The sequence below is a fragment of the Curtobacterium sp. MCLR17_055 genome (genome assembly GCF_003234305.1).
Lineage (GTDB): Bacteria > Actinomycetota > Actinomycetes > Actinomycetales > Microbacteriaceae > Curtobacterium > Curtobacterium flaccumfaciens.
In genome coordinates this window covers 84,467-101,410 of sequence record NZ_QKSX01000011.1, presented here as the reverse complement: position 1 = coordinate 101,410, position 16,944 = coordinate 84,467, and the positions used below count along the sequence as shown (strand labels likewise).

Genomic DNA, 16,944 nt, shown 5'->3' with positions numbered 1-16,944 from the left:
GCCGACCCCCGGACGACGCACCGCTCAGACCACCGCCGCCAACGACCCCCGCACGCCGCTCGTCTCGCCGCCCACCCGTTCCCACGACCGCGACAGCACGTCCACCAACCGCCCCCGATCGGCCGGCGCCATCGTGAACGGCACCCGCAGGAACCGCTCGAACCCACCGTCCGGCCCGAACACCCCGCCCGAGGCCAGCACCACACCCTCGGCCCGTGCGGCGAGCACGAGCGCGCTCGACACCGGTCGGCCGAGCCCCACCCACGTCGTCAACCCGCCCGCCGGTGCCGGGACGTCCCACTCGGGGAGCCGCGCCCGGAGCGCCCCCACGACCGCGTCGCGACCTTCGCGCAGGGACGCACGTCGCGCCTCCAGGAAGGCCGCCGTGCGCGGGACCAGCTCGCGCACGACCAGCTGGTCGAGCACAGGGGTGCCGAGGTCGCCCGTCGGGCGGGCCAGCAACAGCCGCTGCAGCAGCGCCGGGTCGGCACGGATCCAGCCGATCCGCAGGCCGCCCCAGAAGACCTTGGCGGCGGAACCGATCATCACGACCGACGACCCCGACGGGTCCGCCGCCGCCAACGGCGGCGACGGCTCCCCGTCGATCCGCAGCTCCCCCATCGTCTCGTCGGCGATCACGATCGTGCCGACCGAGGACGCGACCGACAGCAGGAGCCGGCGGGTCGACGCGGACATGGTCGCACCGGTCGGGTTGTGGAGCTCGGGCATGACGTACGCGACGGAGGGCGCGGTGCGACGCAGCGTCGTCTCGAGCGCGGCGTCGTCCCACCCGGTCCGCGCGTCGACGGGGACGCCGACCAGGCGGCCGCCGGCCTCGCGGAAGGCCTCGTGCGCGTGCGGGTAGGTCGGGGACTCGACGAGCACGGCGTCGCCACGGCGGACGAGCACGCGCGCGAGCAAGGCGATCGCGTGCTGCGCGCCGAGGGTGACGATGACCTGGGCGGGCTCCGTCGGCAGTCCGCGCTCGGTGTAGCGCGCGGCGATCGCGGCGCGCAGGCCGGGGTCGCCGACGGTGTCGTAGCCGATCCCGGCGAGCGCCGCGGGCACGTGCCGGACCGCCCGCTCGACCGCCTCGTCGATGCCGGGGGCCGCGTGCAGGGCCGCCTTGCGCAGGTCGAGCAGATCCCCCTCGACGACTCCGCCCAGGCGTTCGGGGTCGGGCCGGCCGACCAGGTCACGGGGCAGGTGGACCACGCTGCCGGAGCCACGGACGGACACCAGGAACCCGTCGGAGCGCAGGCGGGCGTAGGCGTTCGCGACGGTGGTGCGCGAGACGCCGAGGGCTGCGGCCAGTCCACGCTCGGCCGGCAGCCGGGCGCCCTGGGCGACCCGTCCGTCGATGACGAGGACCCGCAGGGCATCGGCGAGCGCCTCGTAGGCCGGGGCGTCGGTCCCGGCGCGCCAGTCGGTCAGCAGGTGGGAGGCGGCACGGGCACTGATCAGGACCGGGGGCACGGGTCCACGGTAGCGCGATTGGCTCTCGACCAGCAGGCCAATCTGTCGGGACGATGGCTACATGCCCCGTCGCACCGCCCTCACCCTGCGCTTCGTCCAGCTCTTCGTCGGACTGTTCCTCTACGGCGCCTCGACCGCACTGCAGGTCCGCGCGGTGGTCGGTGTGAGCTCGTGGACGGTGCTGACCCAGGGGCTCGAGAACGTCGTGCCGTGGTCGTTCGGCGTCATCACGGTGGTGTCGAGCGGCGTCATCCTGTTGCTGTGGATCCCGCTCCGCCAGAAGCCGGGCATCGGGACGCTGCTGAACGCCCTGGCGATCGGGCCGAGTGCCGACCTGGTGCTCTGGCTGGTGCCGGAGCCGTCGGGGATCGTCGCCCGGATCGGGCTGTTCGCCGCGGGACTCGTGCTGCTCGCGGTCGCGACGGCGTTCTACATCGGTGCGGGGTTCGGCACCGGGGCGCGGGACGGCCTGATGGTCGGGTTGCACCAGCGGCTCGGCTGGCCGATCTGGCTCGCCCGGACCCTGGTCGAGGTCACCGTCGTGATCGTCGGGTGGATCCTCGGCGGGGACGTCGGCGCGGGCACCGTGATCGCGGCGTTCGCGATCGGCCCGATGGTCCAGCCGCTCATGCCCTACTTCCGCCGGTTCCCGTGGAGCCCCGAGCGCACGGCCGCAGCGTCCGAAGCGAACGTCGCCAAATCCACCCTGGAGGCCCACCCCACCCCCGCCACGCCCGCTTCGTGAGCAGGAACGGTCGGGCCCACGGCCCCCACCCGACCGTTCCTGCTCACGATCGCCCGGCGATCGCCCGGCGATCGCCCGGCGATCGCGTGCGACCCCTTGCGGCTCGGTGCAACGCGATATAGCGTGACCTCCAGACGCGATACATCGCGAGTTCCAGGAGGCAACATGGCGCAGGAGAAGTGGCTCGTCGACGAGCCCAAGGTCATCGACACCGGCATCGTGCGCACCGTGCGTGTCGGCCTCGTCGGCGGGCAGGTGGACGTCGTCGCGCACGACGAACCCACGGCCCGGGTCGAGATCCACAGCGTGTCCGGCAAGCAGATGCTCATCGAGGTCGACGGTGACACCCTCACCGTCGACCACCCCCAGGTCCGATGGGACGACCCCATCGGGTTCCTGAAGTCCTTCCGCGGCAAGGCCCACGCCGACGTCAGCATCCTGGTCCCCCGCGACGCCGGCATCACGCTCGGTGTCGTCTCGGCCGGTGCGCTGCTGTCCGGCACGAACCGCGGTGCCACGCTCAACACGGTGTCCGGCGACCTGGTCGTCGACGGCGTCGCGGGTGACGTCACGGTCAACGCCGTCTCGGGCGCCACCACGATCCGCGACCTCGACGGCGCGCTCGCGGTGCACACCGTCTCCGGCGACGTCGTGGCCACCGGCGAGATCCCGCGGTTCCAGGCCGATGGCGTCTCGGCCGACGTCGTGCTCGACCTGCACGGGGTCCCCGAGTCCGCCCGCGTCAACACGGTGTCCGGGTCGGTGAGCGTCCGCCTGGCGGACGGCGTCGCCTACAAGTGCACGGTGAACACCGCGACCGGCAAGCTGCAGTTCGACGACGCCGAGATCCGCGGGGTGCGCGGTTCGTACGTCAAGCAGGGCGGCGAACTGTCCGGTCAGTGGCTCGACCTGCGGGTGAACTCCGTCTCCGGCGACATCGCGGTGCTGCACGCCCCGCCGGTCGCCGAGCCGACGCCCCCGACGACGCCGACCACCCCGACGAACGAGAGCGAGGTGCCCGAATGAGCCCCGTCTTCGCACACGGCCACCTGCGCCTCTACCTGCTCGTCCTGCTGGCCGACCACCCCATGCACGGCTACGAGCTCATCCAGGCACTCGGCGACCGCTTCGGCGGCACCTACGTGCCGAGCGCCGGCACGGTCTACCCCCGGCTCGCGAAGCTCGAGGACGACGGCCTGGTCACGAAGACCGCCGACGGCCGCAAGACCGTCTACGCGATCACGGACGCCGGCCGTGCCGAGCTCGCGGCACGTGCCGACGAGATCGCCACGGTCGAGTCCGGCGTCAGCGACTCGGTGAAGTCGTTGGCCGACGGCGTGCGCGCCTCGGTCGGCGAGGCCATGCGCTCGCTCCGTGCCGACCTGGCCGCAGCCGCCGAGAGCCCGGCGACCGGTTCCGCCGAGGAGCCCGTGTCCGTCCCGTCGGACAGTGCCCGCGCCCTGCGCGAGCTCGAGATGGCCCTGTCGTCGTTCCGGCAGCAGGTGCGTGCGGACCTGCGCCGGCGGGCGACCCGCGGCACGCTCGGTGCGGACACCGTGACGCGTCTGCGTGACGGCCTGGAGGCCCTGCGCAAGTCGCTCTGACGGCCCGCGGCCGACAGGCGGTGGCGACCAGGGCCTCCCGGCCGTCGTCCGCACCGTGTCGCGCCCGACGTCACCCCCGGAACCAGGTTCCGGACACAGCACCGTGCAGATACGCAGTGTGGTGTCCGGAACCTGGTTCCTCAGCGCCCTGCACCCGGCAGATCGGCGGCCGGAAGACGCGTCGGCGGGAAGCCGGCGAACGCCTCGCCTGCCGTCAGGTCCTCCCCGTGCTCGACGCGCGCCACGGTGGTGCGGACCGCGGCCAGCTGCCGGGCCAGCCGGTCCCGTTCGTGCTCGAGCCACGTCAGGTGGGCCGTGAGCGCAGCGACGTCATCGCCCTCGTCGTCGAGCCGTCGCGCGATCTCCGGCAGCCCGAGTCCGAGCCCGCGCAGCAGCAGGATGCGCTGCAGCCGGACGAGCGCACGGTCGTCGTAGCGCCGCAGCCCACCCGCGCCGACGGCGGTGGCCGGCAGCAGTCCGACGGCCTCGTAGTGCCGAAGGGTCCGACTCGAGACACCGGCGGAACGCGCCACCTCGGTGATGGCGTGGGGAGCTTTCGCAGCTGCATCACCCGGGCCTGTCGATGCGCTCATGCTGGCAACTGTAATGCTTGACGCTGCGTCAACCGCAAGGGGTGTGCGACACCCAGGGTGGCGCGCCCGCAGCCGACCGGGAATGTGCGGCAGGCGAACCGTGTTGACTCGCGCCCGGAACTGAGTAGGTTTGCCGCTCGTGACGAACGAGATCCGGTCGTTGAAAGCACGACTGATCGGGGATCCCCTCCCCTCTGAGAAGCTCGAAGGACAGCTCCTCCCGAAGCACCTGGCCCTGCCGATCTTCGCGAGTGACCCACTGTCCTCTGTCGCGTACGCGCCGCAGGAACTGCTGATGATCCTGCTGCTCGGCGGCATGGCCTTCCTGACGTTCGCGCCGTGGGTCGCCGCACTCGTCGTGCTGCTGCTCGTGGTCGTCGTCGCCTCGTACCGGCAGCTCATCAAGGCGTACCCGTCCGGTGGTGGCGACTACGAGGTGGCGCACCGGAACCTCGGTGAGAAGGCCGGGCTGGTCGTCGCGAGTGCACTGCTCGTCGACTACGTGATGACGGTGGCCGTGTCGGTCGCCTCCGGTGTCGACAACATCATCTCGGCGCTCCCGATGCTCGACCACTTCCGCGTCGAGCTCGCCCTGCTGTTCGTCGTGCTGCTCGCCGCCGCCAACCTGCGGGGTGTGCGGGAGTCGAGCAAGGCCTTCGCGATCCCGACCTACCTGTTCGTGGCGAGCGTCTTCGTGATGGTCGTCACCGGGCTCGTCCGGGTCGCCGCCGGCAACGCCCCGGTCGCCGAGTCCGCGGCGTACACCGTGCAGAACGTCGAGCACACCACGCAGGCGGCGTTCATCCTGCTGCTCCTCCGCGCCTTCGCCTCGGGCTGCTCGGCCCTGACCGGCGTCGAGGCCATCGCGAACGGCGTGCAGGCGTTCCGCCGGCCGAAGATCAAGAACGCGCAGGCCACCCTGGTCGCGATGGGCGGCATCGCGATCGTCCTGTTCATCGGGCTCATCACCCTGGCGCTCGTGTCGCACGTGCACTACGCCGAGCGCGCCTGCGACCTGCAGGGCTTCGCGAACTGTGCGACCACGCCGCAGCGCTCGCTCATCGCGCAGATCGCGGCCGCGACGTTCGGCAACAACTCCGTGCTGTTCTTCGTGATCCAGGCGACCACGGCGGCGGTCCTGCTCCTCGCGGCGAACACGGCCTTCAACGGGTTCCCGTTGCTCGGCTCGATCCTGGCCCGCGACTCCTACGCCCCGAAGGCGCTCTCGACCCGCGGCGACCGGCTCATCTACTCGAACGGCGTCATCGTCCTGGCCCTCGTCGCCGCGGCGCTGCTCGTGGTCTACCGGGCGAACGTCACGAGCCTCATCCAGCTCTACATCATCGGTGTCTTCGTGTCGTTCACGCTCGGACAGACGGGCATGGTCGTGCACTGGACACGGCTGCTGCGGGCCGATCGGGACCGGAACGGGGCGCCCACCGCAGACGGCGAGCCACCCGTGAACCGCGGGCAGGTCGTCCGCTCCCGCACGATCAACGCGATCGGCGCCACCTTCACCCTCGTGGTGCTCGTCATCGTCACGATCACGAAGTTCACCCACGGTGCCTGGCTCGTGTTCCTGATCATGCCGGTGCTGTACGTGCTCATGCTCGGCGTGAACCGCTACTACCGCGACGTCTCGCACGAGATCGAGGCCGACGTCGAGACGAAGTTCGGCGCCACCGGCGACCACGCGATCGTCCTGGTGAACAAGCTGCAGAAGCCCGTGCTCAAGGCGCTCGACTACGCGGTCGCCGCCGAGCACGCGAGCATCGAGGCGGTGCACGTCGCGATCGACGACGCCGAGTCCCAGCGCCTGCGCGACCAGTGGGCGGAGTACGGCATCCAGGTGCCGCTGACGATCGTGCCGAGCCCGTACCGCGACATCTCGATGCCCCTGATCAAGTACATCAAGGCGCACCGGAACGAGCACGGCTCCGAGGTCGTCACCGTCTACACCCCGATCTTCATCGTCGGGCACTGGTGGGAGGGCCTGCTCCACAACCACCGCGGCCGCCGCATCCGCAAGAAGCTGCTGCTCGTGCACGGCGTCACCGTGGCCCTGGTGCCGTGGCTGCTCGACTCGTCCGAGCTGCTCTACGGCCGCCGATCCCGCCCGCTGCCCGGCCAGGAACGCCGCGGCGAGCCCGTCCGGCCCCCGCTCCGCCGCCCCGCGCAGCCCGGTTCGTCGGCCGAGGCCGCGGCCTCGGCTTCGGCCGAGGACCGCCTGCTCCGGTCCGCCGAGCGCAACAGCATCCAGCCGCGCCGCGCGACCCGACCGGCCGGCCCCGCCGAGGGCGTCGACCCCGCGCTCTGCACGGGCGAGATCCACGCCCTCGTGCCCTCCCCGCCGCGACGGGGAGCCGACGAGTCGTAGCATGTGGCCCCATGACCATCAGTGACCTGCGGACGTTCGCCACGTTCGACGGACACGGCGGCAAGGTCTCGAAGCGCGTCGAGGTGCTCGACCACGAGCCGCCGGCCGGCAGCCCGCTCGAAGGACTCGTCGCCGTGCGCGGCGAGCACCCCCTCGGCGCGCGCGACGAGCGCGCCGCCGACGAGTCCGCCGCGCTCTCCCGCGGCGTCCCGAGCGTCGGGTGGGTGGACCCGGCCGCGCTCCGCGACTGGTACCGCCCGGACCGCGTCGTCCTCACCCGGCTCGAGGCGCGGCAGTCCGGCATCGAGCCCGGCGTCTACGCCGACTCCCGTGGGCGCGGTCGCGTCCGGATCGACGGCCTGGAGGCCCACCTCGCCCCCGACGGTCGCCCCGCCTTCCGCGCACTGGCCGGCCCCACCGCCGAGCCCGTCGTCGACGTGCCGCTGCCGACCGACCAGGCCGTCCGCCTGGTGGCGGTGACCGCGGTCGACGAGGGACTCGAGGTCGTCACGGCCCCGGTGTCCCCGTTCCTGCAGCCCGGCGAGCACCCGGCGTACGGTGACGACGTCGTCGGGTTGCCGCCACGTCCGGCGAGCGGGCACGTCCGGGTCACTGCGTCGGCGCTGCTCGACGGCGAGCTGCACGAGGTCGACCGGATCGACGAGCGTGCGGCGACCATCTGGATCCGGCGGGACGACCGCGTCGTGCCGATCGCCACGAGTGCCGTCGGGCCCGACCTGGTGCGGTACGCGGCGACGGCCGTGTGAGCCGCTTCGGTGCGGATGGGTGCCGTTGTGCCGCTGGGCCGCTTCGGGGGACGCCGCTGCTGCGTGTCGTGACGGGGGTGCGGCGTACCGTCGCGGACATGAGTGACGCAGACCGCGACCAGCAGCAGACCCAGGACGCACCGATCCAGGGCGAAACCCTCGGCGGCCCCCGACCCGACCCCTCCACCGACGCGAGCAAGGACCCTGAGCAGTGGGTCACCGGCGACGAGCCGATGACCGGACCGCAGCGCAGCTACCTCGACACTCTGGCCCGTGAAGCCGGCGAGGAGCTCCCCGCCGACCTCACCAAGGCGCAGGCGTCGGAGCACATCGACCGCCTCCAGCAGCAGACCGGCCGCGGCGCCGATTCCTGAGAAGCAGTCCGCCCTTCGGCGGACCGCTGTCTGGGCATGCTCTGGGCATGTTCTGGCGAAGCGCGGTCAGTCCCCTGTTCGAGGACGATCGATGACGCGTCACCGGCTACCTTCGTGGCCATGCGAACGACATCGACCTCCATCGGCCTGACCGCGCTCCGCATCGTCCTCGGGGTGGTGTTCATCGCCCACGGCGCCCAGAAGTTCGCCCAGGGCATCCCCAACGTGGTGCAGGGCTTCTCGGGCATGGGCGTCCCCCTCGCCGAGGTCGCAGCACCCCTCGTCGCCGGCCTCGAGCTCGTCGGCGGCGTCCTGCTCGTGCTCGGCGTCGCGACCCGCGTCGTCGGCGTGCTGCTGGCCGTCGACATGGTCGTCGCCGGGTTCCTGGCCCACGGCACCGCGGGCTTCTACTCGCAGGACGGCGGGTTCGAGTACGTGCTCGTCCTCGCGGTGGCGTCCCTCGCCGTGGCGCTGACCGGGCCCGGGCGGTTCTCGCTCGACGCCCTGGTGCTCAAGTCGTCGCGCCGTCGTCGTGGCGTCGAGAAGCCCCTCCCTGCCTGAGCGCGCGTCCCGGTTTCGTCTGGTGCGAGGTTCCGTTCCCGGTGAGAGCTCACGAGGCCCGCACCGGGAACGGAACCTCGCACCGTTCACGCTGCCCCTCGCACCGTGCGAGGGGCTGCAGTGCCGTTCAGCCCGCCAGCGCGTCCATGACCTGGCGGGCGATGCGTCGGCCGGCCCGGTTCGCACCGATGGTCGATGCCTGGGGACCGTAGCCGGCCAGGAACAAGCGCGGCTCCTCGGCCGACCGGCCGTCCTCGACCACCACCCCGCCCGCCGTGGTCCGCAGGTGCAGCGGCGCGAGGTGCCGCAGGTCGGCCCGGAACCCCGTCGCCCAGATCACCGCGTCGGCGTGTACGTGGGTGCCGTCTGCCCGCACCACCCCGGTCTCGTCCATCCGGGTGAACATCGGCTCGTCGCGCAGCACACCGCGGTCGATGCCGGCGCGGATCCGTCGCGACACCGGGACCCCGGTGCCGCTGACGATGCTCGGCAGGACCTCGCCGGCGCGGGCAGCACGGTCCTGTTCGTCGACGGCGGCCACGGCGGACTCGACGTCGAGCGACGCCGTCCCGGCCCAGACCATCGGGCGCCGGGTGAACCACCGCGTCGAACGGGCGACGCCGTCGAGTTCGAGCAGGAACCCGATCGCGCTCGTCCCACCGCCCACCACCACGACGTCCTGGCGGGCGAACTCAGAGGCGCTGCGGTACTCGGTCGTGTCGACCTGGCGTCCGCGGAACACATCGCGCCCCGGGTACCACGGCACGAACGGGGTGCCCCACGTACCGGATGCGTTCACCACGACCTCGGCACGGATGCGCGTGACGGTGCCGTCGGCGCTCCGGGTCGTGACGCACAGGTCGCCGTCCGCCGGGGCGTCGCCCGCCACGCCGTCGCCGCCGCCGATTCGCGAGACGGACGTCACCGTGACCGGGCGCCGCACCCGCAGGTCGTAGTGCTGCTCGAACCGCCGGTAGTACTCGCCGACGACGTCCCGCGCGGGCCGTGACCGGTCGGCGTCGTCGAACTCCAGGCCCATCGCGCGCATGCCGGGCAGGTCGTGCACCCGGTGTGCCGCCCCGAGCCGCAGGGCCGCCCACCGGAACTGCCACGCCCCACCGGTGCTCGGCGCACGGTCGAGGATCACCAGGTCGCTGCCGGGGACGAGCCCGAGGCGACGCAGGTGGTATCCCACCGAGAGCCCCGCCTGCCCCGCACCGATCACCACCACGCGGGCGTGCTGGTCGACCGGGGTCTCGAGGGGTTCCGTCATCACTTCGATTCTGCTGTGCGGGCCAGCCGTCGCGCGACGTCCAGATCGAGGTACATGGTAGAGTGATCGGCAGATTTCAAACCACGAACCGTCTGGTTCCCCGAGTGATCTTCCGTCATTCGCCAGGACCGGACCAGAGCCGAACGAGGGGGTCACGCATGGGGCGCGGCCGTCAGAAGGCGAAGCACACCAAGGTCGCCCGTGAGCTGAAGTACTTCAGCCCGCAGACGAACTACGGTGCGCTCGAGCAGGAGCTCTCCGCCGGACAACACTCCGACGAGAACTACGTCGACCGTTGGGCGGACCAGTACGGTCCGGAACCGGCGGAAGACGAAGACGAGTTCGAGACCCAGGCAGACCAGAACAAGTCCGCCTGACCTCTCTCGCAGTGACGCCGCGCAGCCCTCGGGCAGCGCGGCGTTTCCGCGTGCCCGGACACCCGTCGGCGCGCTGGATCCCGGCCTTGAGTGGTCACGATTCACCGCGTGCACGACGGCGAGCGGTCACAACCCGTCGGTTGCAGGCCTGCCGAACGACGGTTCGTGACCACTCGCCGCAGGCAGAACGGCGCGGCGGCAGCACGCCGCCCGGCGGGTCAGCCCGCGTAGCTCCCGACGAGCCGGACCGCGCCGCCGTCGACACCCTTGGCGCCCTGCTCGAACCCGGTCAGGTCCCGCGCGGACGTGGCGATCGTGCCGACTGGCCACGTGGGCATGCCGGCGGCACCGAGCGAGGCGATGACCTCGGCAGCAGCCCCGGCCGAGACGACGGCGAACATGCCGATGCCCAGGTTCCAGGTACCCTCCGTGTCCTCGATCGGGGTGCCGGCCATGTCGGCCAGGACCCGGAACACCGGGAGCGGCTGCCAGGTGGAACGGTCGACCTCGACCCAGGAGCCGACGGGCAGCACACGCGCCAGGTTCGCGGCGATGCCACCCCCGGTCACGTGCGAGAGCGAGTGCACCGCGCCCGGGTGCTGCTCGAGCAGTGCCAGGAGCGGGGCGGTGTACAGGCGGGTCGGCTCGAGCAGGGCTTCGCCGACGGAGACCGCGCCGCCGAACCCGACGCCGCTCAGTTCGGGCAGCTGGTCCGTGAAGCCGACGCCCCGCGACGCCAGGATGTGCCGCACGAGCGAGTATCCGTTGGAGTGCAACCCCGACGACTCGATCGCCAGGACCACGTCGCCGTCCTGCACCAGGTGCGCGCCGAGCTGCGCGTCGGCCTCGACGACACCCGTCGCCGCACCGGCCACGTCGTAGTCGTCCGGGCCGAGCAGCCCCGGGTGCTCGGCGGTCTCGCCACCGACCAGTGCGGTGCCGGTCTCCGAGCAGCCGCGGGCGATGCCGGCGACGATGTCGGCGATCCGGCCCGGCACCACGCGACCGCAGGCGATGTAGTCGGTCATGAACAGCGGCTTCGCGCCGACCACGACGATGTCGTCGACGACCATGCCGACCAGGTCCTGCCCGATGGTGTCGTGCTTGTCGATCGCCTGCGCGATGGCGACCTTGGTGCCGACGCCGTCGGTCGAGGTCGCGAGCAACGGGTGTGAGAAGTCCTTCAGGAACGAGACGTCGTAGAGCCCGGCGAACCCACCGACGCCCCCGAGGACCGAGGCGTTGTGGGTGGCCGCGACCGCGGACTTCATCAGTTCGACGGCCAGGTCACCGGCAGCGGTGTCCACTCCGGCTTCGGCGTACGGGTTGGGCATGCGGAGTCCTTCGCGGTGACATGGCAGACTTGTTCGGTACCCCCCGATTCTACGGTCTGGAGCACACCCGCGAATGTGCGGCATCGTCGGCCTTGTTGCGCAGGGCCCCGCCAACCAATCCATCTACGACGCACTGCTCCTCCTGCAGCACCGCGGGCAGGACTCGACGGGCATCGCCACGGTCGAGGGTCACGTGCACCACATGCACAAGACCCGCGGGCACGTGCGCGAGGCGTTCCGCACCCGCGACATGCGTGCCCTCCTCGGCACCATGGGGCTCGGACACGTCCGCTACGCCACCAAGGGCGCCGCGACGAACGAAGAAGAAGCCCAGCCGTTCTACGTGAACGCGCCGTACGGCATCGTCCTCGTCCACAACGGCAACCTCACCAACACGCGGGAACTCACGCGTGAACTGTTCGACATCGACCGTCGTCACCTGAACACGACGAGCGACACCGAGCTCCTGGTGAACGTGCTGGCGCACGAACTGCAGGGCCAGGTCCGCGGCGCGAACCTCGACCCGGGCCAGGTGTTCGACGCCGTCGAGCGCGTGCACGAGCGGGTCGAGGGCTCCTACGCCACGATCGCGACCATCGCCGGGCACGGGCTGCTGGCCTTCCGCGACCCGTTCGGCATCCGCCCGCTGATCCTCGGCCACAAGTTCGACGAGGCCGGGCAGCCGGAGTGGGTCGTCGCGAGCGAGTCGCTCGTGCTCGAGTCCGGCGGGTACGAGATCGTCCGCGACATCGCCCCGGGCGAGGCCGTCTTCATCGAGATGAACGGACAGATGCACGCCCGCCAGTGCGCGAAGAACCCGCGCCTGGTGCCGTGCTCGTTCGAGTACGTCTACCTGGCACGTCCCGACTCGGTGATGAACGGCATCTCGGTCTACGACGCGCGCCTGCGCCTCGGCAACCGCCTGGCCGACACCATCGAGCAGTACGCGCCGACCGGTGACATCGACGTCGTCATGCCGATCCCGGACTCGAGCCGTCCGGCGGCCATGCAGGTCGCCCGGAAGCTCGGCATCGAGTACCGCGAGGGCTTCTACAAGAACCGCTACGTCGGCCGCACCTTCATCATGCCGGGGCAGGCGGAGCGCAAGCGTTCGGTGCGCCAGAAGCTCAACGCGATGTCGTCCGAGTTCAAGGGCAAGAACATCCTGATCGTCGACGACTCGATCGTCCGCGGCACCACGAGCCGCGAGATCGTCGAGATGGCCCGGGCCGCCGGCGCGAACGAGGTCACGTTCACGAGCGCCGCTCCCCCTGTCCGGTTCCCGCACGTCTACGGCATCAACATGCCGACGCGCGCGGAGCTCATCGCGCACGACCGGAAGATCCCGGAGATCAACCGCGTGCTCGGCAGCGACCACCTGATCTACCAGGAGGTCGGGGACATGCGCGACGCCATCATCGAGGGCTCGGACGTGACCGACCTCGAGATGAGCTGCTTCACGGGCGAGTACGTCACGGGCACCGTGAGCCCGGAGTACCTGTCCTGGGTCGAGGCGAACCAGCTCAGCTGAGTGGGGGTCGCGATCGCGATCACCAGACGGACGGGAGGCCCGGTGCCAGCTGGCACCGGGCCTCCAGTCCGTTGATCGGGAGCGGCTACGGCCGCTGGTCACCGTGGTCGTCGAGCTCGCCGTCGACCGTCTCGGGCGGCAGTTCGACCTCGACGCGCTCCGCCGTCAGGCGGGCCGACCGCCGGGCGTAGACCCGGTCGAACACGACGGCGACGACCGCACCGACGAAGGCGCCGATCGTGACGCCCCACAGGCTGAAGTAGCCGACCAGGCTGCCGAAGCTGGTCTGGTCCCGCTGGCCGCCGAGGTTCATGGTGAGGGCGACCACGACGAGGGTCGCGAGGAACCCGAGCACGGCACCTCCGACGATGAACACGCCGAACTTCGGTGCACGGCGGATGGTGACCTCGTCGGGGCTGGCGACCGCACTGGGAGCCGGTGCCGGCGTGGGGAGCGGCTGCTCGTCGGGTCGATCGGTGTTGCTCACCTGTCCATTGTCCCCCACTGTGGGACGTCCCGCGGCCTGTGCGCGGCGACCGATCCGGGAGAGGATGGTCGCTACTGGTCGGTATCCCAAGCGGAGGAGGTGTGTCGGATGCGTGAACGAACCGCACCCGCCCGCCGACGCCGACCGGCCGCCCCCGCCCGCGTGGCCTGGCCCGTCGCACAGCGCGCGGAAGAGGACCGCGCCGTCGCCGTCGTCGCCGAGCACCGGTGGAGCGTCGCGCTCGTCGGTGCCCCCGGCATCGGCAAGAGCACCGCTGCGGCGCGGGTCACCGACCGCGTCGCCGGTCGCGACGGCACCGGCCGCACCGTCGTCGTGCCGATCACGGCGGTCGCCGCGAGCCGGTCGATGCCCTTCGGCGCCGTCGCCGAGCGCTTCGGCGAGTTGCCGGCGTCCATCTCGGAGCTGTCCGACGACACCGGCGCCGAGCAGCGCTTCCGGGCGATCGAGGACCTCGTCGACCGCGACGTCCTGCTCCGCGTGGACGACGCCGACCACCTCGACGCGATCTCCGCGCGGTACGTCGCCTGGCTGGTCCGCCGGCAGGGTGCTCGGCTCGTCCTGACCTGCCGCGACTTCACGGCGCTCCCCGAGCCGCTCCGCGCGCTGTGGCAGGACGACCTGCTCGAGCGCATCGACCTGCAGCCCCTGGCGCTGCACGAGACCGCGGCGCTCGTGGCCGAGGCGCTGGGCTCGCCGCTCGAGAACGCCTCGGCCGAGCGCGTCCACCGCGCCACCGCCGGCAACCCGCTGTACCTGCGCGAGGTGGTCCGTGCGGCGCGGGTCTCCGGCGCCCTCGACCACACCGCGACCGGGTGGTACTGGCGCGGGCGCGTGACCGCGTCGGACAGCCTCGCGGACATGTACCGCACCGAACTCGGGTCGCTGCCGGAGGACCTGCGCGACGTCGTCGACATCGTCGCCCTCGCCGACCCGATCCCGCTCGCCCGCCTGCTCGGTCTGGTGACCGGCGGGGACGTCGACCGGGTCGTCGTGCTCGGCCTGGTCCGGATCGACTCGCTCGACGACGGCGCCGCGGTCGTCCGGCCGTCGCACCCGCTCGTCGGCGAGGTCATCCGCACCCTGGTGCCGGTGGCCCGGCGAACGGCACTCTTCGCGCGCGCCAACGCCTTCCGCACCGACCGGCCCGAGGGCGCACCGCCCGCCGCACGCCTGCGTGCCGCACTGTGGTCGCTCGAGTGCGGGGTCCTGCCGTCGGTCGACCAGCTGCTCGACGCGGCGCAGGTCGCCGTGCGGCTGCAGGAGCACGAGAGCGGCATCGCCCTGGCCTCGGCAGCGCTCCGCACGACGCTCACCCCCACCGAACAGGTCGCGGCGCACTGCCTCCGCTCGCTGGCGTACTCGTACTCGGACGGCCGTGAAGCCGGCCGCGCCGACGCGGAAGCCGCCTGGGGCGTGGCGAAGCGGCACGTCGGCGACGTCACCGACGAGGCCGTCATCGAAGCGTGCGAGACCCTGGCGAACATCCGCCAGTTCCACGACGACGACGTCGCGGCGGCGGTCGCCCTGACCGATGCCGCCACGCGCCTGGTGGTTTCTGACGAGGCCGTCGAACGGCTGCGGCTGCTGCGGATGGCGCACCAGGGCTGGGGCGGCGACTTCGCCGAGGTCCGGGCCGAGATCGAGCGCAGCGGCATCGTGGACGCCCCGACGATGCCGATGTCGTTCCTCGCCGTCGCACCCTGCGCCGTGATGGCGTTGGCGACCGCCGGCCGACTGGACGACGCGTCCGCGCTCGGTCACCGCGCCCTGGCCACCGCCGTGGCGCACGTCGAGGCAGCACCCTGGAGCGTCGGCGAGAACTCCTCCGTCCTCCACCAGGTGCAGATGTGGCGCGGCGACCTCGACGACCTGATCATCGAGGTGCCCGCGGGTCGGTCCAGCCCCTACCTGAAGTACGACTTCACGCTCGAGCTCATCGGCCAGGGCAACCTGGCGATCGCACAGCGCCGCTGGGACGACGCCGTCGCCGCGTTCTCGGCGGCGTGCGAACGGTACGACATCGCCGACCACGGCGGGTTCGCGGCCTACCCCTGGGCACGTCTGGCCCTCGCGCTCGCGTACGGCGGACGCCCGGAAGCAGCCGCCAGCGCGCTCGAACGAGCCCGGACCACCCCGCAGCGGGCGATGCGCATCACCGGCGAGCAGGTCGGCGTGTCGATCGCCTGGACCGAGGCCGTGCTCGGCAACCCGGCCGGACTGCAGCACGCCGACGAGATCATCGAACGCAGCACGGCCAACGGCTCGTGGACGCACGTGATGTACGGGTACGCCCTGCACCACGCGGTCGGCATGGCGCAGGGGCGCGACTCGAACAGCTCGCTCGAGCGGATGCGCGAGGCGGCGACCCGCGTCGACGGGCCACTCGCCGCCGCCGTGATCGAGTACGCCGACGCCGTGCGCGCTGGTGACCGCACGCGGGTGATCGCGGCGCAGGGCGTGCTCGCGGCGCACGGCGTCTCGGTGACCGCCGGGCGCTCGAAACCGCCGCTGACGAAGCGCGAGTACGAGGTCGCCGAGCTCGCAGCGCAGGGGCTGAGCAACCGGCGGATCGCGGAGTCCCTCGGGCTCTCGACGCGGACGATCGACGCGCACCTGTCGCGTGTCTTCGCGAAGTGGGACCTGCACGCGCGGTCGGAGCTCAGCGAGCTGCTCTGAGCTGCTCGGCACTCGGTACGGCCGGTTCCGCGTTCCGCGTCGGCTGTCGCGCACGCAAGAACGTTGCGGATTGCAGCACGACGCGCCGCCACGATTGACACGTTGTGTGGAACATCGCGTACCTTGGTGCCTGTCGCCGGGTTCGGACCCGTTCGGGTCGGGTCCGAATCCCGGCGACTTCAAGCCTAGGAACCCGGTCGATGCGGGCGCATCGGTAGGCACTACCTAATTCGCGTGGGAGTTCTCCGCAGGCGCTTTCGCCGCGGCGGCTCGGTGCTGGCGGATCGGTGCCGGCGGATCGGTGCCGGCGGATCGGTGCCGGCGGCTCGCAGGGTCAGGCGCCGGGGGCGGGCAGCCGGACCGGCAGGAACGCCGTCAGGTCGGCGCGCGAGCCCGAGGCGCTGACGCGCGACTGCGCGACCGCCTCGGCCCAGGTCAGCTCGCCGGACGAGAGGGCGAGCCACGTGGTGGCGTCGGTCTCGACCACGTTCGGCGGCGTGCCACGGGTGTGCCGGGGTCCGGGCACGGCCTGGACGGCGGCGAAGGGCGGCACCCGAACCTCGACGCTGTTGCCCGGGACCTCGTCCGCCAGGCACTGCAACGTCCACCGAACCGCGGTCGCGACGGCCGGTCGAGCCGTCTCCCCACGACGCACGGCAGCAAGTGCCGCGCGCCCGTCGGCGTCCTCGATCCTCCTGGGTGGCATCTCCACAGGCTAGCCCTCGCATCGCGGGCGGCGAGTCGGGCT

16 protein-coding genes are annotated in these 16,944 nt (G+C 72.0%); 10 read left to right on the top strand and 6 right to left on the bottom strand.

Features of this window, described 5'->3' with window-relative positions; genetic code table 11:
- Positions 1-24 precede the first annotated feature (24 nt).
- Positions 25-1,476, bottom strand: a complete 1,452-nt coding sequence (locus tag DEJ09_RS11295; RefSeq protein WP_258373876.1) for a PLP-dependent aminotransferase family protein — start codon at positions 1,474-1,476, stop codon at positions 25-27.
- A 61-nt stretch (positions 1,477-1,537) separates the two neighbouring features.
- On the opposite strand from DEJ09_RS11295, the gene DEJ09_RS11290 reads away from it, so the two are divergent.
- The 3 genes from DEJ09_RS11290 (at position 1,538) to DEJ09_RS11280 (ending at position 3,825) form a co-directional block, all read left to right on the top strand.
- Positions 1,538-2,221, top strand: coding sequence for a YitT family protein (locus DEJ09_RS11290; RefSeq protein WP_220034933.1), 684 nt, complete (start codon positions 1,538-1,540; stop codon positions 2,219-2,221).
- A 165-nt stretch (positions 2,222-2,386) separates the two neighbouring features.
- Positions 2,387-3,247, top strand: a complete 861-nt coding sequence (locus DEJ09_RS11285; protein WP_111029828.1) for a DUF4097 family beta strand repeat-containing protein — start codon at positions 2,387-2,389, stop codon at positions 3,245-3,247.
- Entirely contained in the window at positions 3,244-3,825 is a 582-nt protein-coding gene (locus DEJ09_RS11280) for a PadR family transcriptional regulator (RefSeq protein ID WP_071405831.1), read from the top strand. The genes DEJ09_RS11285 and DEJ09_RS11280 overlap by 4 nt, the downstream gene beginning before the upstream one ends.
- A 140-nt stretch (positions 3,826-3,965) precedes the next feature.
- Here DEJ09_RS11280 and DEJ09_RS11275 read toward each other — a convergent pair whose 3' ends face one another.
- Positions 3,966-4,418 (bottom strand): MerR family transcriptional regulator, encoded by a 453-nt coding sequence (locus tag DEJ09_RS11275; RefSeq protein WP_111088694.1) that lies wholly within the window; start codon positions 4,416-4,418, stop codon positions 3,966-3,968.
- 130 nt (positions 4,419-4,548) lie between these two features.
- Here DEJ09_RS11275 and DEJ09_RS11270 point away from each other — a divergent pair, with 130 nt between their 5' ends.
- The 4 genes from DEJ09_RS11270 to DEJ09_RS11255 all read left to right on the top strand — a co-directional run bounded on the left by DEJ09_RS11270 (position 4,549) and on the right by DEJ09_RS11255 (position 8,497).
- Positions 4,549-6,795 carry an APC family permease gene (locus DEJ09_RS11270; RefSeq protein ID WP_110864325.1) on the top strand — a complete coding sequence of 749 codons (2,247 nt, stop codon included), beginning with the start codon at positions 4,549-4,551 and terminating at the stop codon, positions 6,793-6,795.
- Positions 6,796-6,806: 11 nt separating this feature from the next.
- Positions 6,807-7,562, top strand: a complete 756-nt coding sequence (locus DEJ09_RS11265; RefSeq protein ID WP_111088692.1) for a hypothetical protein — start codon at positions 6,807-6,809, stop codon at positions 7,560-7,562.
- Positions 7,563-7,660: 98 nt separating this feature from the next.
- On the top strand, positions 7,661-7,936 hold the full coding sequence (locus tag DEJ09_RS11260) for a DUF3072 domain-containing protein (RefSeq protein WP_111088690.1): 276 nt from the start codon (positions 7,661-7,663) through the stop codon (positions 7,934-7,936).
- 120 nt (positions 7,937-8,056) lie between these two features.
- The gene (locus DEJ09_RS11255; protein ID WP_111088688.1) at positions 8,057-8,497 is read left to right on the top strand and encodes a DoxX family protein; all 441 of its coding nucleotides are present in this window, start codon (positions 8,057-8,059) and stop codon (positions 8,495-8,497) included.
- A 127-nt stretch (positions 8,498-8,624) separates the two neighbouring features.
- Here DEJ09_RS11255 and DEJ09_RS11250 read toward each other — a convergent pair whose 3' ends face one another.
- Positions 8,625-9,770 carry an NAD(P)-binding domain-containing protein gene (locus DEJ09_RS11250; RefSeq protein WP_111088686.1) on the bottom strand — a complete coding sequence of 382 codons (1,146 nt, stop codon included), beginning with the start codon at positions 9,768-9,770 and terminating at the stop codon, positions 8,625-8,627.
- A 158-nt stretch (positions 9,771-9,928) separates the two neighbouring features.
- Between DEJ09_RS11250 and DEJ09_RS11245 the strand changes: the two genes are divergently transcribed.
- Positions 9,929-10,147 carry a DUF3073 domain-containing protein gene (locus DEJ09_RS11245; RefSeq protein WP_017886249.1) on the top strand — a complete coding sequence of 73 codons (219 nt, stop codon included), beginning with the start codon at positions 9,929-9,931 and terminating at the stop codon, positions 10,145-10,147.
- Between the two features lie 218 nt (positions 10,148-10,365).
- On the opposite strand, the gene purM is transcribed toward DEJ09_RS11245, so the two are convergent.
- Positions 10,366-11,481, bottom strand: a complete 1,116-nt coding sequence (purM, locus tag DEJ09_RS11240) for a phosphoribosylformylglycinamidine cyclo-ligase (RefSeq protein ID WP_110858852.1) — start codon at positions 11,479-11,481, stop codon at positions 10,366-10,368.
- Positions 11,482-11,554: 73 nt separating this feature from the next.
- On the opposite strand from purM, the gene purF reads away from it, so the two are divergent.
- Positions 11,555-13,012 carry an amidophosphoribosyltransferase gene (gene purF / locus DEJ09_RS11235; RefSeq protein WP_027465037.1) on the top strand — a complete coding sequence of 486 codons (1,458 nt, stop codon included), beginning with the start codon at positions 11,555-11,557 and terminating at the stop codon, positions 13,010-13,012.
- Between the two features lie 85 nt (positions 13,013-13,097).
- On the opposite strand, the gene DEJ09_RS11230 is transcribed toward purF, so the two are convergent.
- On the bottom strand, positions 13,098-13,499 hold the full coding sequence (locus DEJ09_RS11230) for a hypothetical protein (RefSeq protein ID WP_111088684.1): 402 nt from the start codon (positions 13,497-13,499) through the stop codon (positions 13,098-13,100).
- A 108-nt stretch (positions 13,500-13,607) separates the two neighbouring features.
- On the opposite strand from DEJ09_RS11230, the gene DEJ09_RS11225 reads away from it, so the two are divergent.
- The gene (locus tag DEJ09_RS11225) at positions 13,608-16,196 is read left to right on the top strand and encodes a LuxR C-terminal-related transcriptional regulator (protein ID WP_146245714.1); all 2,589 of its coding nucleotides are present in this window, start codon (positions 13,608-13,610) and stop codon (positions 16,194-16,196) included.
- Positions 16,197-16,530: 334 nt separating this feature from the next.
- Here DEJ09_RS11225 and DEJ09_RS11220 read toward each other — a convergent pair whose 3' ends face one another.
- Positions 16,531-16,902 carry a sterol carrier family protein gene (locus DEJ09_RS11220; protein WP_111088729.1) on the bottom strand — a complete coding sequence of 124 codons (372 nt, stop codon included), beginning with the start codon at positions 16,900-16,902 and terminating at the stop codon, positions 16,531-16,533.
- Positions 16,903-16,944: the final 42 nt, after the last annotated feature.